The organism is Mycolicibacterium obuense (assembly GCF_055397605.1).
Genome location: NZ_AP043663.1, coordinates 809,421 through 829,537, shown reverse-complemented (window position 1 = coordinate 829,537; position 20,117 = coordinate 809,421). Strand labels below are relative to the sequence as shown.

Here is a 20,117-nt window from a genome sequence, read left to right as displayed (position 1 = left end):
TAGCTCTCTGCGCGCCGGCTAGACCGAGGCCGCGGGCTTGTCTGTGGCCGTGTCGGGGGCGGTGAGGTCGCGCGCGTCGGCGGGGACCACCGAGTTGGTGGTCTCGTCCCAGTCGGCGTTGACGTTGTGGTGGTTGACCTTCTGCTGCTGGGCCCGCCAGTACATGTAGCCGGAGAGCGCCACCAGGATCACGAAGATCAGTCCGTCACCGGCCAGCGCGTTACCGGTGGTCTGCTCGACGATGTGCGAGAGCCAGAAGGACAGCGCACCGACGACGCCGGCGGCCGGCAGCGTGATCAGCCACGCGGTGGCCATCCGGCCGGCGACCGCCCAGCGCACCTGCGCGCCCGGCTTTCCGACACCGCTGCCCAGGATGGACCCAGTGGCGACGTGGGTGGTGGACAGCGCCATGCCCGCCGCGCTGGAGGACAGGATGATCGCGGCCGACGATGCCTCCGCGGCCAGGCCCTGCGGCGATTCGATCTCGACCAGACCCTTGCCGAGCGTCCGGATCACGCGCCAGCCACCGATGTAGGTGCCCAGCCCGATGGCCAGGGCGCAGGACGCGACGATCCAGAACGGCAGGCCGTCCTCTTTCACGTTCCCGGTGAGGTGGCCGGTGGTGATGAGCGCGAGCGCGATGACGCCCATCGTCTTCTGGGCGTCGTTGGTGCCGTGCGCGAGGGCCACGAGCGAGGCGGTCGCGATCTGGCCCCAGCGGAAGCCTTCTTCGCGGCGCTTCTTCACGACGTTGCGGGTGAGGCGGTAGACGATCCAGGTGCCGCAGGCGGCGACGAGGCCGGCGATGAAAGGGGCGGCGAGAGCGGGGATGACGACCTTGCTGATCACGCCGCTCCAGTTGACCCCGGAAGTGCCGAGCGCGGCGAGGCCGGCGCCGATGAGTCCGCCGAACAACGCGTGCGACGAGCTCGACGGGATGCCGAAGAGCCACGTGAGCAGGTTCCACAGGATGCCGCCGATGAGGCCGGCGAAGATGATCGTCAAGCCCGTGGAGGCGTCGATGCCCGACACCAATGATCCGGTCTTGCTGTCCTGGATCTTGAGCACGGACGTCGTGACCGTGATCGCCACCTCGACGGACAGGAACGCACCGACGAGGTTCAGCACCCCGGCCAGGATCACCGCCGTCTTGGGCTTGAGAGCACCGGTCGCGATGGACGTCGCCATCGCGTTCCCCGTGTCGTGAAACCCGTTCGTGAAGTCGAATGCCAGCGCCGTGGCAATCAACAGCACGAGGATGATCAGCTCTCCGCTCATGGTGATGATTCTGCTGGCCGACAACCGATTTTGACTAATCGACAGAGGCTCCGATCAGAGGGGCCACATGGCACTTTCTCCAAAGCCGGCCAGGTGTTCATCTGATGTTCACCTTCATGCCGGCATCCGTTGTGTCGCACCGCCGCCGGGCGACCTCCCGGACGGCCCGGGGCTACTATCGACCTGCCGAGGGCACCTCGCCCCGACGTCTGCACGGGAGATGAGACGTTGACCAAATTCCTGGCCAAGATCGCGGCGTGGATCGCGGCCGGATATCCCGAAGGGGTGCCCGGCGCCGATCGGGTTCCGCTGCTGGCGCTGTTGCGCCGCCGCCTGACCGACGACGAAGTCAAGGCCGTGGTGGCCACCCTGACCGCCGACACGGAGTTCGGTGCTCTTCCCCCCGGCCCGTCCGGCATCGACACCGTCGACATCGGGGTGCTGATCACCCAGATCACCGACGACCTGCCCTCACCCGACGACGTCGAACGGGTGCGCGAGAGGCTCGCCGCCAAAGGCTGGCCGCTCGATGATCCGCGTGACAGCGAGGACACCGGAGAGGACATGCCATAGCCACGCTGCGCCTCCTGCCCGTGTCATCCGGCGCGGCGGCGCTGGATGTCCTGCCCGATGTCGATGCCGCCCTGGAGGGTCGGGCCAGCCTGTTGCCCGTACCTGCCGACGATTCCGAGCAGTCCGTGGCGGTGGCCCGCGCGCTGCGCGCCGGAGACGAGATCGACGACGCGGTGGTCGCGGTGCTGTCGACATCAGGCACCACCGGTGTCCCGAAGGGGGCACTGCTGAGCGCGGCGGGTCTGCTGGCCAGCGCGCACGCCACCCACGAGCGCCTCGGCGGTCCTGGGCGCTGGCTACTGGCCCTGCCCGCGTACCACGTGGCCGGCTTCCAGGTGCTGGTCCGCAGCGCCGTCGCCGGCACGACACCGGTCGCGGTTCCCGCCGGTGCGCAGCCGCTCGACCTCGCGCGGGCGATCACGGCGATGGGCTCGGGGCGCCGCTACGCCTCACTCGTGGCAGCTCAGCTGACCAAGGCGCTCGATGATCCCGCTGCTGCCGATGCGTTGGCGTCGCTGGATGCGGTGCTCATCGGCGGTGGCCCGATGCCGGCCGCCGTCGCCGAAAAGGCCGCTGCGGCAGACGTTCCGGTGATCCGCACCTACGGGATGAGCGAGACCGCGGGCGGTTGCGTGTACGACGGCGTCCCGCTGAGCGGGGTTCAGGTGGCCCTCGACGAATCGGGCCGGATCTCCCTCGGCGGGCCGACGGTGGCGCTGGGCTACCGCAATCGGATCTTCCCCGATCCGTTCGCCGAACCGGGCTGGTTCCGTACCGATGACATTGGCGCACTGGATGATTCCGGGGTTCTGCGGGTGCTGGGCCGGGTCGACGACGCGATCAGCACCGGCGGTCTGACGGTGCTGCCGTCGCTCGTCGAGGCGGCGGTGGCGAGCCACCCCGCGGTGTCCGAATGCGCGGTGTTCGGGGTGCCCGACGAAAGACTTGGGCAGCGTGTCGTCGCCGCCGTCGTGATGACGGACGGGGCGACGATCACGCTGCCCGAGTTGCGTTCGCATGTCGCAGCGGATCTGCCGGCGACGGCGGCACCCCGCGAGGTGCATGTCGTCGCCGAGCTGCCGCGGCGCGGTATCGGCAAGATCGACAGACGCGAACTCATCCGTCGATTCACCGTCGGCGATTAGCTGAGCTTGTCCTTGATGTTCTCGCCGACCTTCTTGGCGCCCGAGACACCCTGGTCCTTCTTGCCTTCGGCCTTCAGGTCGTCGTTGCCGGTGACGTCGCCGACAACCTCCTTGGCCTTACCGACGGCGTCCTCGGCAGCGTTCTTGGCCTTGTCGATGAAACCCATGTCCCTCAACCTCTTTCATGTCGAGCGCCCCCGGTGGGCGCTTTCATGAGTTGGTCGTCTGCGATCTCGGATTCCGTACGCGCCCACGACGTGATGTAGGACACGATGCTCGGATAGGCACGCGCGATCGGCCACAGCACCAGACCGGTCATCAGGCTGGCGAAACCCTCGAGCAGAGAGGGCGGCACGTGATCGGGGTCCATCAGGTCGTTCTCGCCCAGCGGTCCGGCCTCTTGCGAAACCATGAACCGGGTGAACGAGCGCAGGGACCGTCCGGTGCCGCGCAACGCGTTGACCGTGGCGAGGAATGATCCGTGGCGCTGCAACGCCCGCCGGAACTCGGTGACCGAAACCCCCAGGTGCTCAGCCACGAGATCGTCACGAGCCAGCACGATCTCGTGCTCGATGTCCGAGCGGCCTCCCGCCTCGATCGCCACGTCACACTCGCTGTCGAAGCCCAGCGACCGGTTGTTCAGATTCGACGAACCGATTCTCAACAGCTGGTCGTCGATGACCATCACCTTCGAGTGCACGTAGACCGGCATACCACCTGTGGTGACAGGCCAGTACACGCCGAATCGATTGTGCTCGTCGGCTTTCCACAGCAAGCGCAGCAATCGTTCGCGGGCGCTGTCCATCGACTCCTGTTCGAGCCGACTCTCCGAACTGCGCGGCAGAACGATCACCACTTCGGGCCCGTCCGGTTCGCGCAGTCGGGCTGCGAGCGCGTCTGCCAGACGCCGCGAGGCCAGGTATTGGTTCTCCAGATAGATCACCGAGCGAGCGCTGGCGATCGCGGCGAGATTGAGGGCCTCGACCTCCCGGACCTCCGCCCGCCGCCCGAAGGACGGCAGCGTACGGGCGACGGCGACGTCGACATCGCGCACGTCAGGGTTGAGCCCTCGCGGCCACGCCGGTTCCGTCGGTGTCACGGGTTCGAGTTCGACGCCGGTCGCATCGCGCCAGCGCAGCCGCGCCTGGTCAGCCAGCACGCGCGCCGCGGCCTCGTCGACCACGGTCGCGACCTCGTGGCGGGGGCCGTAGGGCCGCCCAGCCGAGGACCGGCCGCGGTCGTGACGGGCGTGATCGCGGCGGTCCCAGCGGCCCAGGGTCAAGTCGATGCCACCGCAGAAAGCGACGGCGTCGTCGACGACGACGATCTTCTGATGGTGCACGGCGCCGGTGGGCCGGGCACCGTCCACCGCGAAATGCATGCGAGGCAACGTGAATCGGTTGACCAGCGAGACCGGCGTGAGCCCGAACCAGAACTGGTCGAGTGCAGGCAGCAGGTTCAGATTGGACTTGAGCAGGTAGACCTCCAGCTCGGGCCGGCGCCACACCAGCCAAGTGAGGAACAGCCCGAGGGTGTCAGGTCCGCTCAGTGTGGAACCGGTGGGCTCGAAAGCCGTGCGCGCGTCCAGATCCCAACCGATGATCATGATCCGCTTGCGCGCGCCGAGCATCGCCTCCTTGACGTAGTACAGGTAATCCGCACCGTCGATGAGCCGGGCGAAACGTCCGGCGCGTTCGTTGCGCCAGCACGTCACGCCCGGCTCGAGGACAGCCTTGCGATCGTCGTCCGTCATCGCACGACGGTTCCAGCCTTGGTGTCGACACGCAAAACGGTGCGGATGGCGACGCTGTCGCCGAGCATCGTGGCGGCGGTGCGGGCGGCGTCGTCGGCCGCGCCGATGGCTGCGGACAGCCCCGACCGGGCCGGCACCCGCGCAGTCAGCGTCACGGTGGGGCGTCCGCGATGCCGTGTGGCGCTACCGGACGCCTTGGTCACCGCGGGGTCCGCGGCGAGTACGTCGGCGGCCGCAGAAGCCACCGAGGTGGCATCCGCGGTGGCGGTGGCGTCACCGGTCAGATTCACGCGCGCGGCCTTGGGCGGCCAGCGGTGAGATGCCAGCCAGCGCAGCGCCAGCAGAATGGCCACGATCCCGGCCCCACCGAGCGCCCAGGGCCACCAGGACGCCGACGTCCAGCCGGCCAGCGGTGTCGTCAGGGCCCGGCCGGCGCCCACGTTCCCTCGTACCCAGGCGACGGCGGCCAAGCCGAGAGCCACCAGAGCGATCCCGGTCAGCAGAGTCACCACGCGGTCGAACGCGACAGCGGCGCGGGTCATCAGATCTCCTTCGTTCGGGTGCGGACGACGACGCGAGGCGGGCTCTGCAGCGCACTGAGGCTGCGTGTCACCGCATCGGTGATACCGGCGCGCAGCGCACCACTGTCATCGCCTGTGACACGGCAGCGTACGACGACGCGACGCCGAGACGACGTGGCTCGCGCGTCGACGACGCCGGCGACGTCGCGCGCCGCGGCGCCCGCGAGCGCGGCGATGCCGTCGACGGTCAGATACATCGGCGTCTGCGCGGTGACGGCCACCGCGGTTCGGCGGCGCGGCTTGAGAGCCAGCACCACCAGCAGCAGACCGATCAGCACCACGGCAACGCCCGCGACTGTCACCCAGTCAGCGGGCGCGAAGCCGTCGACGGCGTCGGCGGCGACGGGCAGCCATTGCGAACCCGAGGCCCAGCCCAATCCCACGACGGCGTCGCGGACCGCGACGACGCCCAGCGCGGCGAGCAGAATCGACAGCACGACCGCGACCTTGCTCGCTGCCGCCGCGGCGACCGGAACCGGCGCCGCACGTACCGGTACCTGTTGCGGCGCCGGGGTTTCCACGATCTCTTCTGTGTGTTCCTTCACTGCAGGAGTCATCGCACCTTCCTCTCGGCACTGGGCGGCACGATCGCCGCCACGTGCACCGTGACCCCGTCGACTGCCAACCCGGCGTGATCGCGCAACGCGGTCGTGATCCGTCCGCGCGCATCGGCCGACAGCGCAGCCAGCGGCCGGCCCCATTCCGCGGCGACCTGGACCGCTGTGCGGACGTGATCGCCGGCGACGACAGCGTCGACACGCGGCAGGTCATGGCCGACCAGGTTGCTCAACGCTCGCCCGTGGCGTCGCACCCCGGGGGTGGTCAGCACGGCAGCCTCCACGAGGTGTTCGATTGCGCGGTCGCGGACCTGGAGGCTGCCGCGGTCACCCGGATCGGTGACCGCGGCCGCCTCGTCGACGACGGCCGCACCTGTCTCAGCCACGACCCCGGCCCTGCAGCCAGGTCGTCACGTCGAACTCGCCGTCGCGCTGCCCGCCGATCACGTAGCCGATCGCCCCGAGCACCAGCGCGATGAGGAAGCCTGTGAAGCCACCGGCCGCAGCGGCCACCCCGAGAAGAATCCCGGCCAGCAGGCCGACTGTTGCTGTGGTCATCGTTTCTCTCCTCTGCCGTCTCTTTGGGTGATCCGTCACTCAACCCGGCCCGAGCGGTCCTCGGCGTCGTCTCCATCCTCGTCGGGGACGTGGATGTCGTGGACGGTGATGTTGACCTCGACGACCTCCAGGCCCGTCATGCGCTCCAGTGCGGCAATGACGTTACGGCGGATGCCCGTGGCGACGTCGGAAATCGAGACTCCGTACTCGGCGACGATGTCGAGATCGACCGCGGCCTGCTTCTCCCCCACCTCGACCGAGACGCCCTGGGAGTAGTTGGTGGATGCGCCCGGGATGCGGTCACGCAGGGCGCCGACGGCGCGGCTGGCGTTGCCGCCGAGGTCGTGCACGCCATGCACCTCACGCGCGGCCAGGCCGGCGATCTTGGACACCACGACGTCGGCGATGGTGGTGCTGCCCTGGGTGGTCACGAGCGAGCCGGTGCTTGCCTTGGCAACGGCGGGGGTCGAAGCGGTCATGATTGTCCTCCTACGGTCATGTGTCGGTGTTCGTACACGTCTTCGGTCGTGGCCCGGGGTCCGATCCGAATGCCGGATCGATGTAATCCCGGACACATGATCGTCGTGAGTCACCGGCGAGCAAACGCGCAGCACCTTCCTCTACCCCGTCGAACACCGGCACCAAACTGGCGTCACCGACACGTCAGACCACGGGCGGGGTTCCGGTCCCTAGGCTGTCGGGGATGTCTGTGTCCCGCAGAGAAGTAGTGGCCGTCAGCGTCGCCGTGGTCCTGACGGCGGCGGCCTTCGTCGTGCCACGGCTGCATCTACCCGTGGTGACCCCGCTGCTCAACGCGAGCCCGGACCGGTTCCGCGACTTCGCCGACACCGCGCCCATCTTCGGATGGTGGAACGCCCACGTGGGTCCCGGCACCGTCCCGGCGATCGCCATCGGCGTGGCCGCCGTGCTGTGGGGACCCGCCCTGGCGGCCCGGCTGCCGTGGCGCGCGGTGCCGTGGGCGGCGTGGGCGACATCGTGTGCGTGGGCATTCAGCCTGGCGATGGTCGACGGCTGGCAGCGCGGCTTCGCGGGACGGCTGACCGCCCGCCACGAATACCTGCGCCAGGTGCCGACGATCGACGACGTCGGCGAGGCGGTCCGCACCTTCGCCGGCAGAATCCTCGACTATCAGCCGGACTCCTGGATCACCCACGTCTCCGGACACCCGCCGGGTGCACTCCTGACCTTCGTGTGGCTGGACCGCATCGGGCTCGGCGGCGGGGCATGGGCCGGCATGCTGTGCCTGCTGGCGGGCTCGAGCGCGGCCGCCGCGATCGTCGTCGCGGTGCGCGCCCTGAGCGACGAGGACATGGCACGCCGGGCCGCGCCGTTCGTCGCGGTCGCGCCGACCGCCATCTGGATCGCCGTCTCGGCCGACGGCTACTTCACCGGGGTCGCGGCCTGGGGCATCGCCCTGCTGGCCCTCGCCGTGACCGGATCGGTCCGATGGCCCGTTCTGGCGGCCGTCGGGGCCGGCCTGCTACTGGGCTGGGGCATCTTCTGCAACTACGGCCTGGGGTTGATGGCGCTGCCGGCGGTCGCCGTGCTGATCAGCGCCCGCAGTCGGCGTTCACTGCTGACCGCGCTGGTGCCCGCGGTGCTGGCCGCCCTCGTGGTCGTCGCGATCTTCGCTCTCGCCGGATTCTGGTGGCTCGACGGCTATCACCTCGTGCAGGAACGCTATTGGCAGGGCATCGCCAACGACCGGCCGTTCGCCTACTGGGGCTGGGCCAATCTGGCGTCGGTGGTGTGCGCGATCGGCCTCGGCAGCGTGGCCGGCCTCAGCCGGGTGTTCGACCTCGCGGCCCTGCGCCGCCGCAGCGGATTGCACCTCGTGGTCCTGGGCGCACTGCTGTCCATCGTCGCGGCTGACCTGTCCCGGCTCAGCAAGGCCGAAACCGAGCGCATCTGGCTGCCGTTCATGGTGTGGCTGGTGGCTTCGGCCGCTCTGCTGCCGAAGAAGTCACACCGCTGGTGGTTGGCGCTCAACGTCGTCGGCGCGCTGGCCGTGAACCACCTGATCTTCACGAACTGGTAGGAACCGTTTGGCGAGAACGGCCAGCGGCACGCACGCCCAGATCACGGCGAGCGCGATCCAGAACCCGGCCACGTAGTTGCGGTCGAGCACCGTCATGTTGTCCGGCCGCATGCCCGGCTTGTCGTACACCGGCACCGCGACCAAGGCCAGCACCACGCTGCACAGAGCGGCGATCGCCGCCGGGGCGCGCCAGCCGACCGGCACCAGGCGCCGCCCCGCGAAGCCGAGCGCCGCGCACACCGGTGCGAACACGACATCGTGCAGCACCACTCCCGCTGCCGCCCACAGCACGATCCGCATCAGCACCGCCGGTGGATCGTCGACCAACAGCAGCGCGCCGTAGGCGGCGAGCGCGACGCCCGCGGCCACCAGCAGCGCCCGCACCGCCGTCACGGCACGACCTCGATCCGCGTGAGCCATTTCGTCTGCAACACACCGGGTCTGGTGGGGGCGATCAACCGGCACGGATAGCCGTGGTCGAGGTTCAGCGTCTCTCCGTTGAGCTGCAACGCGATCAGCGTCATGTCGTCGCTCGCATGCCGCGCCGGGAGTACGGTGCGGGAGTAGGGCCCCGGGCCCTCGAGGGAGATCATCCGGACGTCGGAGTCCGGGGACGCGCCGACCGCGGCGAGGAGCTGGGCGAGCACCACTCCGGTCCACTCGGCGTCCTTGCTCCAGCCCTCCACGCACGCGATCGGCAACCGGTGGGTGCTCTGCGGGAGGGCGGCGAGTTCGGCGACGCTGAACTCGCGGCTGCGAGTGCCGTTGACGACGGTCAGCCGATAGTCCGGCGCCTGCGCGGCGCGGACCACCCCGGCTGCTGTCGCCGAGCGGTTCACCGGAACACCCTGCGGCCCTTCGCCCGAACGCGGCGCGAGCACCGAGAGACGGCGCAGCAGCGGGACCGTCTGCCCCGCTGTGACCACGGTGGCCGCCGCGACCGCCAGCCATGTCCCGACCAGAACGGTCCGGCGTGTCGGGCCCTGGCCGCGACTGCCCGGGTCGTCGAGGGGCTCGCCGAGCGCGCGCCGGATCACCGGCAACTTCACCCCGATGTGCACCACGACCGCGCCGACCGCGACATAGGCGACCGCGTAATGCGCTGTGGTGAAGAAGAATCCGAACACATACCACTGCGCGGTGTTGAGCAGGCCCGTGCTCAACTGGAAGATCATCGACGCCACCAGCACGAGGATGGAGAGGCGCTCCAGAGCCCGCACCGGGCCACCGAGCAGTGGCCGTTCGAACAGCTTCGGCCACACCGACCACAGCTTGACCACGAGCAGCGGAATCGCGGCGATACCGCTGACGACATGCAGGCCCTGGGTGAGGCGGTACAGCCAGACCGGCCGGGTGGGCCACCAGAACCACGGTTGCGGATGCTGGATGAAATGACTGATCAGACCGGTGAGGAAGCAGATCGCCACGGCGACACCGAGAGCCAACCCCACCCGGGCGGTGATCGCGGTGCCGCGCAGCGTGAAGGCGCGGGTCACGCTGCGGCGAGGGTGGCGACCACCCTCGTGCCGATGTGACGGATGCCCGCAACCGCCAGACCCGCCTCCGCGGCCAGCGCAGGCATGCTGTCGATGCCCACCGACGCCCACTTGAACCACGGGCCGATCGTGCTCGCCGATTCGAGGCGCACCCAGCCGACGTCGATTCCGATTGCCGCGGAATCGAATTCGACCAGGCAGCGACCACCGCTGCGCAACAGCTCCGCCGCACGACCCAACACGCGGACCGGGTCTCCGCCGAGGCCGACGTTTCCGTCAGCCAGCAGCACGGTCTGCCAACGGCCGGTGCCGGGCAGCGGTTCGAACAGATCGCGATGCAACGCGGGTGCGCCGCTGCTGCGCGCCAGCCGAACCGCGGTGGCCGACAGATCGACCCCGAGGGCCGGCACCCCTCGCTGCACCAGATACGACACCAGACGCCCAGGGCCGCACCCCAAATCGAGCGTCGGCCCCTCACACATGTCGACGATCGTGGTGTCGAACCGGTCGTCGGCGTGCCTGCCGCCCAGCCAGTTGTGCACCGGCAGCCGGCTCACCCGGCCGTCGTCGCGGCGCACCCAACATCGCTCCCCGGTCAACGCACGGTCATAGAGTTGTCCGAACATCAGGCCTCCACCGTCGCAGTGATCCGGCTGAACCGCGAGCCCGCCGGGCAGGCGCTGCGCACCGTCTCGACGTCGTCGATTGTGTCGACGTCGGCGAGTTCGGTGACGAGCCCCACGGACAATCCGGTGTCCCGCAGCGCTGTCAGCGTTACGGCGCCGGTGTCGGGAGCCGACATCGGCACCTCCCGCAGACACTCGGCGGCAGCGGCAGCACGCACACCGAGCACCCACCAGCCACCGTCACGAGCCATCCCGAGCACCGCGTCGTGGGCCGCCAACCCGTCGACGCACTCGGTCAACAGATCAGGGCTCACCTGAGGGGTGTCCATCCCGATCTGCACCACCGCCGTGACTCCCGTCGCCGCGGCCGCATCGACATGGGCGTTGGCCAGCCGATCGGCGAAGTCCTCCCCGCGTTGGTCGACCACGACGAAATCCTCAAGCCGCGAACGGATCTCAGCAGACCGGGCGGCCGCGTCGAGATCGCCGGTCAGCGCGACCACCCGCGCGTCGGCCGGGGTCTGCGCCACCGCGTCGAGGGTGTCCAGCAGCGCCGAGGCCGCGATCTCGGCGGCTGTCACGTCACCGACGGTGGCCGCCAACCGCGTCTTCGCCAGGCCCGGCACCGGGGCCTTGGCGACCACGAGCAGACACGTGCCGGTCATCGGATCACCTTCATGAAGTCCAGCGCGGCGATCGCGCTACCGCGCACCGAACCGCTCACCTTCGAGGTGCCGCCGGTGCGCGGGCCATAGGCGACGTCATGTTCCACGACGGTCCACCCGGCCTGGGCGGCCCGCACCAACAACTCGAGCGGGTAGCCAGAGCGCCGGTCGGTGACACCGAGCCCCAGCACCGCGTCACGGCGCGCCACCCGCATCGGCGCGATGTCATGGACCGGCAGGCCGTAGCGGCTGCGCAGTCGCCAGCACACCGCCGCGGTGCCCAGGCGCGCGTGCCACGGCCAGGTCAGCCCCGGGGTCGCGCGGCGACGGCCGATCGCCATGTCGGCACCCCGCTCGACGTCGTCCACCAGAGCCGGCAGATCCTGCGGGTCCAGCGAACCGTCGCCGTCGAGCACCGCGACGATCGGTGTCTCGGCTGCCTCGACCCCGGCATGCACGGCAGCCCCGTATCCCGGCGTCGACTCGGCAACCACGGTGGCCCCACACCGGTCGGCAACCACGGCGGTGCCGTCAGTGCTGTTGTTGTCCACCACCACGACCCGGTACCCCTCCGGTACGGCCGCCAACACTCCCGGCAGCGACTCGGCCTCGTTGAGGCACGGCAACACCACCGTGACGGGACAGTCGGGCATAGCTCGCAACGCTAGGCGAGCCGGCGTGCGGACGCGACCCACAAGGCTGACGAATCCATGACATAGGTGCTGGTAGCGACGGTGTGCGGCTAACCTCGTGAGGTGACCCGTGTGCTGATCGCCGACGACGACGACGTCGTCCGCGATGTCGTGCGCCGCTACTTGGAGCGCGACGGACTCGACGTGTCCACCGCGCACGACGGCACAGAGGCGCTGCGCCTACTGGGTTCGCAGCGCATCGACGTGGCCGTACTCGACGTGATGATGCCCGGTCCGGATGGCTTGTCGCTGTGCCGCAACCTGCGTAAACGCGGTGGGTACGCGGTGCCGGTGATCCTGCTGACCGCCCTCGGCGAAGAGGACGACCGCATCGCCGGGCTCGAGGCGGGCGCCGACGACTACCTGACCAAACCTTTCAGCCCGCGCGAGCTCGCGCTGCGGGTGCGCTCGGTGCTGCGCCGCGCGCCGGCCGCCCCCGGCGTGCTGCCGATGGAGCTGCGCGCAGGAGATCTGACGGTGTCGACGGCCTCGCGGACCGTCAGCTCGGCCGGCAAACCCGTCAGCCTCACCAACCGGGAATTCGACCTGCTGCTGTTCTTCCTCACCCACACTGACACCGTCTTCACCCGCGAAGATCTGCTCAAGCAGGTCTGGCACTGGGACTTCGGCGACCTGTCGACGGTGACCGTGCACGTGAAGCGGCTGCGGTCCAAACTCGGCGACCGCCACCGGGTCCAGACAGTGTGGGGCCGCGGCTACATGTGGTCTTCTGGGGGTTCCGACGGAGCGAGCGCCGGACAGCCGGATGCCGACGACTGAGTTCTGGGAGATCGTCGGCTGGGCCCTGGCATGTTCGGTGCCGGTGGTCCTCGTCGGCGGCATGGCGATCCGGTTGGCGCGGACGTGGTCGCTGGCCGTCAGCATGGTCGTGCTCGCGCTGATCCCGCTGCTCGCGACGCTCGCCGGAGTGATCGGCGCCAGCGGGTTCATGATCACCGAGACGTTCGAGCGGACCGTCGTGGTGCTGGCGATCGTCTCGATCGTGACGATCCCTGCCGCGGTGATGCTGGGTCGCTACCAGGCCCGGCGGACGGTCTGGGAGGCCGAGATCCGCGACTCCGAGCGGTCCGCCGAGCAGTCCCGGCGCCGTCTCGTCGCGTTCGTCAGCCACGACCTGCGCACCCCGCTGGCCGGGATCCGCGCAGTGTCAGAAGCGATCGCCGACGGCGTGGTCCCCGAGGACGAGGTCCGGGTGCACGCCAAACACATCGAGCACGAGTCGGTGCGCCTGTCGGAGATGGTGGATGACCTGTTCGAGATGTCCAAGATCAACGCCGGGGCGCTGACGCCGTCGTTCGACAAGGTGGCCCTCGACGAGGTCGTCGACGACGTGCTGGCCGCGCACCGCATCGCGGCCGAACGCGCCGGGGTGCGGCTGGCGGCGAATCTTCCCGACGAGCCGGTGCGGGTGGTCGGCAGCGACCGGGCGCTCGTGCGGGTGCTGTCCAACCTGGTGGCCAACGCGATCGCGCACACGCCCGAGGGAGGCAGCGTCGAGCTGGCGCTGGGCGCCGACGAGAACAGCGCGTGGGCGCGCGTCGACGACACCGGTGTGGGTATCGACGAGGCCGACCTGCCGCGGGTCTTCGACGTCGCCTATCGCGGCTCGAACAGCCGGGTGCCGCGGGCCGACTCGTCACTGCCGAGCGGCTCCGGGCTGGGTTTGGCGATCGCGGCCGGGCTGGTGCAGGCGCACCGCGGCACGCTGTCGGCGCACAACCTGCCGACCGGCGCGCGCTTCGAAGTGCGCCTGCCGCTGGCCGTCGACTGACATTCGACCGCGGAATACTGTTCCGGGTTGTTCTTTTTGGTCTGCAACAGCCAGGAATGGTATTCCGCGGCAGGTCAGCCGGGCAGTGAGTTGCTCAGGCGGTCGGCGGCGGCCAGATAGTCCTCGATGAACTCGCGGACCACCTCGCGGGCCGGCTTCACCTTGTTCATCAGCCCGACGCCCTGCCCGACGAAGTAGGTGGCCAGCGCCTGGGCACCCTGATGGCCCTGCGCGGCGAGCACATCGACGCGGCGGATCACCGGCTCGCACAGCATCGACTGCAGCGGCAACGGCAGCGGCTGATGCCCCTCGGCGCTCGGCAGCCACGCATCGGTCCATTCCGACTTCAGCTGTCGCGAGGGCTTACCGGTGCGGCCCGCCGAGCGCACGGTGTCACGGGAGGACGCGGCCAGCATCTTGGCCACCGTGTGCGGTGCCGTCTCGGCCTCCTCGGTGGTCAGCCACACCGAACCGGTCCACGCCCCGGCCGCACCCATCGCGACCATGCCGGCCATCTGCCGACCGGTCACGATGCCGCCGGCCGCCAACACCGGGACCGCGCCGTCGATGGCCTCAAGAACCTCGGGCACCACGACCAGCGTGCTGACCTCACCGCAGTGGCCGCCGGCCTCGGTGCCCTGCGCGACGATCAGGTCCACCCCCGCGGCGACCTGCTTGACCGCGTGCTCCTTGGCGCCCACCAGCGCGGCGACCGGGATGCCGCGCTCCTTTCCTGCCTCGATCATGTAGTCCGGCGGCACGCCGAGCGCGTTGGCGATCAGCTTCACCGGATGCGTCAGCGCGACGTCGAGCAACTCCCGGCCAGTGTTGCCGGACAGAGACGCGCCGCCGATCCGGCGCTCGGGCTCCGGCTCGATGTCGTGGGCACGCAGCAGGTCGTCGACGAGATCGCGGTAGCTCTGCGGGATCCGCGCGGCCAGGTCAGAGCCCGAGAGTTTTTCCCCTTTGCCCTCGAACTTCGCCGGCACGATCAGGTCCACGCCGTAGGGCTTGCCGCCTACCACGTCGTCGATCCACGCCAGCTCGCGATCCAGCTGCGACGGGCTGTACGCCGTCGCGCCCAGCACACCGAAACCGCCGGCGTTGGTCACCGCGGCCACCACGTCTCGGCAGTGACTGAACGCGAAGAGGGGAAAGTCGATACCGAACTGGTCGCACAACGCTGAGCTCATGGGCCCAGTATGGCTTTGACAGGTGTCAAGAGGGAAGTCCCCGCAACGGCGCCGTCGCGAACTCCGCCAGCCCGTCAGCCGGATCGATCGCGGCGCGGAACCCGAGCACCCGCTCCGCCCTGGCCGGGTCCGCGACGATGTGCCGCACGTCGCCGCTGCGGTACTGCCCCGTCACGAGTGGGGCCACGTCACCGCGCGTCTCGCACAACGCCGTGGCCACGTCGAGGATCGAGATCGGGCGCCCCGAGCACACATTGAACGCAGCGAACCCGTCTGCCTCCGCCTGCACCGCCGCGACGTTGGCGGCCGCGACATCGTCGACGTGGACGAAGTCCCGCATCTGTCCACCGTCTTCGTAAACCCTTGGCACATCACCTGATTCGAGAGCGGATCGGAAGATCGCCGCGACACCGGAGTACGGGGTGTCGCGGGGCATACCGGGTCCGTAGACGTTGTGGTAGCGCAGCGCAACCACCGAACCGCCCGTCGACTCGCTCCACGCCAGCGCGTAGTGCTCCTGCGCCAGCTTGCTCGCCGCATACAGGCTGCGCGGGCGCAGCGCAGCGTCCTCGTCGACCAGCGCCCAGTCGACGCGCTCGCCACCGACGGGACAGAGGTGGTCGAACATCCCCGCGTCGAGATCTGCGCGCCGCCGCGGCTGCGGCTCGACATCGCCGTGCTCCGGGCAGACGAAGCGGCCCTGGCCGTAGACCACCATCGACGACGCCAGCACCAGGCGTTGACAGCCCGCCGCGAACATCTCCGCCAGCAGCTCCGCGGTACCCAGGTCGTTGTGCGATGCGTACGACGGTGCATCTGCGGCGTTCACCCCGGCACCGACCACCGCAGCCTGGTGGCAGACGACGTCGACCCCGGCCAGTACCCGCGCAACGGCTGCCGCGTCGCGGACGTCGACGTGCTCGACCCCCGCGGGCAATTCGGCACCCTCTCCGTGCGCGGCAGGCAGCATCGCGTCGACGGCGACGACGTCGTGTCCGGCGTCGGCGAGTCGAGACCGGATGCGCGTGCCGATGAAGCCGGCCGCACCGGTCAGCAGCACCCTCACGGCAGCTCGAACGGCAGCGTGACGCCCGCGTGCGGCAGGCAGTGTGTACAGGTGCGCTCCGAGTCGACGTTCGCGATCGCCTCATGCACGAGCTGTTTGAACGGCACCAGGTTGCGCTGGAATTCGGCGAACACGTCCACCGCCGTCACCCCCTTGCCCGTTTCGATCCCGGCGTCCAGATCCGTCACCAAAGCAATTGCGGCATAACACATCTCGAGTTCGCGAGCAAGAACGGACTCCGGATAGCCGGTCATGTTGACCAGCCGGAAGCCCTGCCCGGCGAACCACTGACTCTCGGCCCGGGTCGAGAAGCGCGGACCCTGGATCACCACCATCGCGCCGCCGTCGACGACGTCGGGCAGTGCCGTCACCGCCTCACGCAGAGTCGGGCAGTACGGGTCGGCGAAGCCGACGTGGATGCCCCCGGAATCGAAGTACGTGTCGGCCCGTCCCGAGGTGCGGTCGACCAGCTGATCGGGCACCACCATCGCGCCAGGGCCGAACGCGGGATCGAGACTCCCGACCGCGCACGGACCGAAGATCCGGCGTACACCGAGCGCGCGCAGCGCCCACATGTTGGCCCGGTAGGGGACGGTGTGCGGCGAGAACTCGTGGTCGACGCCGTGCCGGGGCAGGAAGGCGACCTCGTGCTCGCCGACCGTGCCGACGGTGATCGCCGCGCTCGGTGCGCCGTAGGGGGTGTCCAGGTTGACGGTTCGCGCGTCGGGACCGAAGAACGAGTAGAACCCGCTGCCACCGATGACACCCAGCACTCACTTGCTCCTCACGTCTTTGCCGATACTGGGGACCATTGTGGTGCATGCAGCGCCCGTCCCGACGGTGACGATGGCGTGACGTCCGATCCGACCACCTCCGAAAAGCGGCGACGGGTGGGCAGGCTGGCCGACAGCCATGCGATCCCACCAGCAGAGCCTTCGGACCTGGATTGCTGTCTTGATCGGCCTGACCGGTGTGGTGAGTGGGCTCCTGCTGCCGTTCGCGCCGGTGCTCACCGAGACGACGACGCTCACCTGGCCCACCCCCGGACAGCCGGCGGTGTCGAGCGCCGCGCTCGTCGTGCCGTACCGCCCGCACCAGCTGAGCGCGGCGCTGCCGTGTGCGACGCTGCGGACCGCCTCGGCGACGACGCTCACTGTGCTCGACACCGGGACCGGTGGTGTGTCGGTCACCGACGGCACCGACAGCGCGGTGCTACGGATCGGCGACGTCGAGGTCCGTGTGCCCCTGTCCGGCACGGTCGACTGCGCGGTCCGCATCGAGGCCGGCCCGTCGGGGGTGTCCGTCGTGCAGGCCGACCGCACGGTCGCATTCCTCGCAGGGCAGCCCGTCCCGCGCGTGTTCGGGATGCACACCGACCTCGATCCCGCGATGGCCCAGGGCCTCTCGGTGACCGCGGTAATCACGGGCCCGTTCGCGACGACGCCGACGACGATCAAGGTGGGGCTGGTCGTCGTGCAGGTACTCGCCGCTGCCACCGCGCTGGTCCTGTTGCGCTCCGGTCGACGCGTTCGGTGGCGACCCTCCGCCCGATGGTCCCGACTGTGGCTGGTCGACGCCGCGGTGATCGGCACCTTCTGCGGGTGGGCGGTGATCGGCCCGCTCGCCGTCGACGACGGCTGGGCGACGATGATCGCCCGCCACGCCGCGATGACCGGGAACCCCGGCAATTACTACCGGTGGTGGGACGCCGCCGAAGTGCCGTTCGCGTTCAGCCAGCAACTGCTGGCTCCGTTGACGCAGGTCAGCGTGGCCCCCCTGTGGCTGCGCCTGCCCAGCACCGTGCTCGCGGTGGCGACCTGGCTCGTACTCAGCCGAGGGGTACTGCCCGCCGCGCTGCCGGCCATCACCGCGACGGCCCGCGTTCGGATTCTCGCGGCGCTGACCCTGCTGTGCGCGTGGCTGCCGTTCAACCTCGGCACGCGTCCGGAGTCCTTCGTCGCCCTCGGATTCACCGCCGCGCTGGCGCTCGCCTGGCGCGCGCGCACGCCGGCCGCACTGGGCTGGCTGGCGCTCGTCTGCGCAGTGACCGTGCCGATCAGCCCGACCGGAGTGCTCGTCCTCGCGCCGGTCGTGGTGTTCGCCGGCCGGCTCCGCGCTGCGGCGCGGCGCGGGCCGCATTCGCGGCTGACCGTCGCCGCACTGGTGGGCGCTGTGGGCGCCGTCGCACTCACCGTGATCTTCGCCGACCAGACCTGGGACGCGCTAGTGACGGCCACCGACTGGCACACCTTCTTCGGACCGTCGCTCCCGTGGTACGAGGAGCCGACGCGCTACCGCTATCTCCTGCAGGCCGACCAGCAGGGCAGCATGGCCAAGCGGATGCCGATCCTGGTCAGCCTCGCGCTGCTGCCGCTGGCGACGCTGCTCGCCCTGCGACGCCGCGACCCCACGGCCGCGGCGACTCGGCGGCTTGCGGCCGTCCTGGTGCTGATGCTGGCGTTGTTCGCCGCGGTCCCGTCGAAGTGGTCCTACCATTTCGGCGCCGGGGCGGGCGTGTTCGCGGCGTTCGTGACGGTCGCGATCGTGGTGCTGGCGCGCCGATCGCGCGCTGCCGGCCGCCGCGAGATCGTCATCGGTGTCCTGGGATCGGTGCTGTTGGCCGCGACCGTCGCGCTGGCTTTCGCCGGACCGAATGCGTGGTGGTTACCGAACCTGTACGACCTGCCGTGGGCGTCGAGCCCGATCCGGCCCGGTGACGTGCCGCTCGACAGCGCCGCGCTGTGGATCGGGGTGCTCGCCGCGGGAACGCTGACGGTGGCAGCCGTCCGCCGGCGCGCCGCGAGGACGCTGCTGGCCTTCGGACCGGCCGTCCTCGCGCTGGTCGCATTCGGCACAGTGCTGGCCGTGCTCCTCGGATCGTTCGCCGCGGCGCCGATGCGACGTTCTGAAGGGGCTCTGGCGCTGGCGAATCTGCACCGCCTGGCATCCACCCGCGTGTGCGGCCTGGCCGACGACATCGAAGTCCTGCCCGACGGCGACGTGCTCACCGCGGCCGAACCGGACCTCCCAGCCGCGGGCTTCGCCACCGGCGCGGGCTTCTATCCCGGCGCTCCCCCGCCGGACTCCCCCGGCTCCGGTGCGTCGCGGTACCTCTGGGGCAGCTGGACGACAGGTCCGGACGCCACCGGCGACGTCACCACCCCCTGGTTCACGCTGCCGCCGCTGTCTCCGGACGCCGGTGTCGCACTCTCGATTTCAGGTCGAATGACCGACGGCAACGCACTGAGCCTGGAGTTCGGCGCCGCCGGCGACTCCGGCGTCACGCCGACCGGTGCACGCGTTCCGGTCGATCGGCCCGCAGCCGACGAGAGGCCCGACAAGCCGCTGTGGCGGTCCATCGGCATCGATGCCGCCGACGTGCCCGCCGGCTCGGACCGAGTCCGCATCCACGCCTCCGACGGCCGCACCGACGAACAGGGATGGCTGGCCTTCACCGGTCCGCGACTGCGCTCGACGGTTCCGCTGACCACCTTTCTCGCGGACAACGGCCCGGTGCTCCTGAGCTGGCCGCAAGCCTTCCTGTTCCCGTGCGTACACAACCTCGCCGTGGTCTCCGGCGGGGTGGCGCAGATGCCGCGCACGGTGATCGAGTCACCGCGGCCGTGGCTCACCGACGATCGCAACGCGGCGATCGGGGGTACCTTCGCCGGGATCGACGACATCGCGTCGCTCGGCGAGATCCCGAGCCGGGTCGTCGGGCACCCCGAGATCGACTGGGGCAGCGTGCGGGTGTCCTCGCCCGTGCAGGACCGCTACGCGCGTACCACCACCCGGTCGCCGCAGTGGGGTATCAGCAGTCGCGGCCCACGTCCGGAGAGGTGAGCGTCACTCCTCGTCGACGTGATGCTGCGCGGCGCGGCGCGCGCCGTCACGGATCTCGAAGACGTCCGTCGCGAAACCACCGATCGCGTTCGCCACATCGCGCACCGCGGTGGTGATGATCGAGGCGACGTCGCCGACTGCCGTGGCACCCGCACCGACGATCTCCTGCACCACGTCCTTGCGGATCTCGCCCTTGCTGAGTCGGTCGTCCATGCGCTCAGTCTGCCACGGTCGGCACCT

Annotated in this window: 23 protein-coding genes; 6 read left to right on the top strand and 17 right to left on the bottom strand. The window is 70.0% G+C overall.

Features of this window, described 5'->3' with window-relative positions; all coding sequences use genetic code 11:
- Window positions 1-18: 18 nt before the first annotated feature.
- Window positions 19-1,278 carry an inorganic phosphate transporter gene (locus ACZ50N_RS03910; RefSeq protein ID WP_464474673.1) on the bottom strand — a complete coding sequence of 420 codons (1,260 nt, stop codon included), beginning with the start codon at window positions 1,276-1,278 and terminating at the stop codon, window positions 19-21.
- Window positions 1,279-1,506: 228 nt separating this feature from the next.
- Between ACZ50N_RS03910 and ACZ50N_RS03905 the strand changes: the two genes are divergently transcribed.
- Window positions 1,507-1,851 carry a DUF3349 domain-containing protein gene (locus ACZ50N_RS03905; protein ID WP_046363038.1) on the top strand — a complete coding sequence of 115 codons (345 nt, stop codon included), beginning with the start codon at window positions 1,507-1,509 and terminating at the stop codon, window positions 1,849-1,851.
- A 20-nt stretch (window positions 1,852-1,871) separates the two neighbouring features.
- Window positions 1,872-2,996, top strand: a complete 1,125-nt coding sequence (gene menE / locus ACZ50N_RS03900; RefSeq protein ID WP_464474672.1) for an o-succinylbenzoate--CoA ligase — start codon at window positions 1,872-1,874, stop codon at window positions 2,994-2,996.
- Here menE and ACZ50N_RS03895 read toward each other — a convergent pair.
- The 7 genes from ACZ50N_RS03895 to ACZ50N_RS03865 are packed head-to-tail and all read right to left on the bottom strand — an operon-like array spanning window position 2,993 to window position 6,924.
- Window positions 2,993-3,163, bottom strand: a complete 171-nt coding sequence (locus ACZ50N_RS03895) for a CsbD family protein (RefSeq protein WP_046363039.1) — start codon at window positions 3,161-3,163, stop codon at window positions 2,993-2,995. The two genes, menE and ACZ50N_RS03895, sit on opposite strands and share 4 nt — an antisense overlap.
- A gap of 5 nt (window positions 3,164-3,168) precedes the next feature.
- A complete protein-coding gene (locus ACZ50N_RS03890) occupies window positions 3,169-4,749 on the bottom strand; it encodes a phospholipase D-like domain-containing protein (RefSeq protein ID WP_464474671.1) in 1,581 nt (526 codons plus the stop codon).
- Entirely contained in the window at window positions 4,746-5,291 is a 546-nt protein-coding gene (locus ACZ50N_RS03885; RefSeq protein WP_464474670.1) for an alkaline shock response membrane anchor protein AmaP, read from the bottom strand. Before ACZ50N_RS03885 ends, ACZ50N_RS03890 begins: the two co-directional genes overlap by 4 nt.
- Window positions 5,291-5,887, bottom strand: a complete 597-nt coding sequence (locus ACZ50N_RS03880; RefSeq protein ID WP_131722010.1) for a DUF6286 domain-containing protein — start codon at window positions 5,885-5,887, stop codon at window positions 5,291-5,293. The genes ACZ50N_RS03885 and ACZ50N_RS03880 overlap by 1 nt, the downstream gene beginning before the upstream one ends.
- A complete protein-coding gene (locus tag ACZ50N_RS03875) occupies window positions 5,884-6,273 on the bottom strand; it encodes an Asp23/Gls24 family envelope stress response protein (protein ID WP_046363189.1) in 390 nt (129 codons plus the stop codon). The genes ACZ50N_RS03880 and ACZ50N_RS03875 overlap by 4 nt, the downstream gene beginning before the upstream one ends.
- A complete protein-coding gene (locus ACZ50N_RS03870; RefSeq protein ID WP_046363188.1) occupies window positions 6,266-6,445 on the bottom strand; it encodes a hypothetical protein in 180 nt (59 codons plus the stop codon). Before ACZ50N_RS03870 ends, ACZ50N_RS03875 begins: the two co-directional genes overlap by 8 nt.
- Window positions 6,446-6,480: 35 nt before the next feature.
- Window positions 6,481-6,924: an Asp23/Gls24 family envelope stress response protein gene (locus tag ACZ50N_RS03865; protein ID WP_046363187.1), complete on the bottom strand. Its 444-nt coding sequence runs from the start codon at window positions 6,922-6,924 to the stop codon at window positions 6,481-6,483.
- 224 nt (window positions 6,925-7,148) lie between these two features.
- Between ACZ50N_RS03865 and ACZ50N_RS03860 the strand changes: the two genes are divergently transcribed.
- A complete protein-coding gene (locus ACZ50N_RS03860) occupies window positions 7,149-8,504 on the top strand; it encodes a hypothetical protein (RefSeq protein ID WP_464474669.1) in 1,356 nt (451 codons plus the stop codon).
- Here the strand turns inward: ACZ50N_RS03860 and ACZ50N_RS03855 are convergent.
- From ACZ50N_RS03855 to ACZ50N_RS03835, 5 genes are read right to left on the bottom strand one after another with little or no spacing between them, the layout of a single operon-like run.
- On the bottom strand, window positions 8,430-8,897 hold the full coding sequence (locus tag ACZ50N_RS03855) for a hypothetical protein (protein WP_133413076.1): 468 nt from the start codon (window positions 8,895-8,897) through the stop codon (window positions 8,430-8,432). The genes ACZ50N_RS03860 and ACZ50N_RS03855 overlap by 75 nt on opposite strands.
- On the bottom strand, window positions 8,894-10,000 hold the full coding sequence (locus tag ACZ50N_RS03850; protein ID WP_464474668.1) for a molybdopterin-dependent oxidoreductase: 1,107 nt from the start codon (window positions 9,998-10,000) through the stop codon (window positions 8,894-8,896). Before ACZ50N_RS03850 ends, ACZ50N_RS03855 begins: the two co-directional genes overlap by 4 nt.
- Window positions 9,997-10,626 carry a methyltransferase domain-containing protein gene (locus ACZ50N_RS03845; RefSeq protein ID WP_046363183.1) on the bottom strand — a complete coding sequence of 210 codons (630 nt, stop codon included), beginning with the start codon at window positions 10,624-10,626 and terminating at the stop codon, window positions 9,997-9,999. The genes ACZ50N_RS03850 and ACZ50N_RS03845 overlap by 4 nt, the downstream gene beginning before the upstream one ends.
- Window positions 10,626-11,291, bottom strand: a complete 666-nt coding sequence (locus tag ACZ50N_RS03840) for a TIGR04282 family arsenosugar biosynthesis glycosyltransferase (protein WP_464474667.1) — start codon at window positions 11,289-11,291, stop codon at window positions 10,626-10,628. The genes ACZ50N_RS03845 and ACZ50N_RS03840 overlap by 1 nt, the downstream gene beginning before the upstream one ends.
- Window positions 11,288-11,944: a glycosyltransferase family 2 protein gene (locus tag ACZ50N_RS03835; protein WP_048423347.1), complete on the bottom strand. Its 657-nt coding sequence runs from the start codon at window positions 11,942-11,944 to the stop codon at window positions 11,288-11,290. The genes ACZ50N_RS03840 and ACZ50N_RS03835 overlap by 4 nt, the downstream gene beginning before the upstream one ends.
- Before the next feature lie 102 nt (window positions 11,945-12,046).
- On the opposite strand from ACZ50N_RS03835, the gene ACZ50N_RS03830 reads away from it, so the two are divergent.
- Window positions 12,047-12,763, top strand: a complete 717-nt coding sequence (locus tag ACZ50N_RS03830) for a response regulator transcription factor (protein ID WP_046363180.1) — start codon at window positions 12,047-12,049, stop codon at window positions 12,761-12,763.
- On the top strand, window positions 12,750-13,775 hold the full coding sequence (locus tag ACZ50N_RS03825; protein WP_048423348.1) for a sensor histidine kinase: 1,026 nt from the start codon (window positions 12,750-12,752) through the stop codon (window positions 13,773-13,775). The genes ACZ50N_RS03830 and ACZ50N_RS03825 overlap by 14 nt, the downstream gene beginning before the upstream one ends.
- Before the next feature lie 74 nt (window positions 13,776-13,849).
- On the opposite strand, the gene ACZ50N_RS03820 is transcribed toward ACZ50N_RS03825, so the two are convergent.
- From ACZ50N_RS03820 to ACZ50N_RS03810, 3 genes are read right to left on the bottom strand one after another with little or no spacing between them, the layout of a single operon-like run.
- A complete protein-coding gene (locus ACZ50N_RS03820) occupies window positions 13,850-14,968 on the bottom strand; it encodes an NAD(P)H-dependent flavin oxidoreductase (RefSeq protein ID WP_464474666.1) in 1,119 nt (372 codons plus the stop codon).
- Window positions 14,969-14,993: 25 nt separating this feature from the next.
- Window positions 14,994-16,034, bottom strand: a complete 1,041-nt coding sequence (locus ACZ50N_RS03815; protein ID WP_464474665.1) for an NAD-dependent epimerase/dehydratase family protein — start codon at window positions 16,032-16,034, stop codon at window positions 14,994-14,996.
- The gene (locus ACZ50N_RS03810) at window positions 16,031-16,807 is read right to left on the bottom strand and encodes an S-methyl-5'-thioadenosine phosphorylase (RefSeq protein WP_048423351.1); all 777 of its coding nucleotides are present in this window, start codon (window positions 16,805-16,807) and stop codon (window positions 16,031-16,033) included. The genes ACZ50N_RS03815 and ACZ50N_RS03810 overlap by 4 nt, the downstream gene beginning before the upstream one ends.
- A 139-nt stretch (window positions 16,808-16,946) precedes the next feature.
- On the opposite strand from ACZ50N_RS03810, the gene ACZ50N_RS03805 reads away from it, so the two are divergent.
- On the top strand, window positions 16,947-19,877 hold the full coding sequence (locus ACZ50N_RS03805; protein WP_464474664.1) for an arabinosyltransferase domain-containing protein: 2,931 nt from the start codon (window positions 16,947-16,949) through the stop codon (window positions 19,875-19,877).
- A gap of 3 nt (window positions 19,878-19,880) precedes the next feature.
- Here ACZ50N_RS03805 and ACZ50N_RS03800 read toward each other — a convergent pair whose 3' ends face one another.
- Window positions 19,881-20,090, bottom strand: a complete 210-nt coding sequence (locus ACZ50N_RS03800) for a hypothetical protein (RefSeq protein ID WP_046363174.1) — start codon at window positions 20,088-20,090, stop codon at window positions 19,881-19,883.
- Window positions 20,091-20,117: the final 27 nt, after the last annotated feature.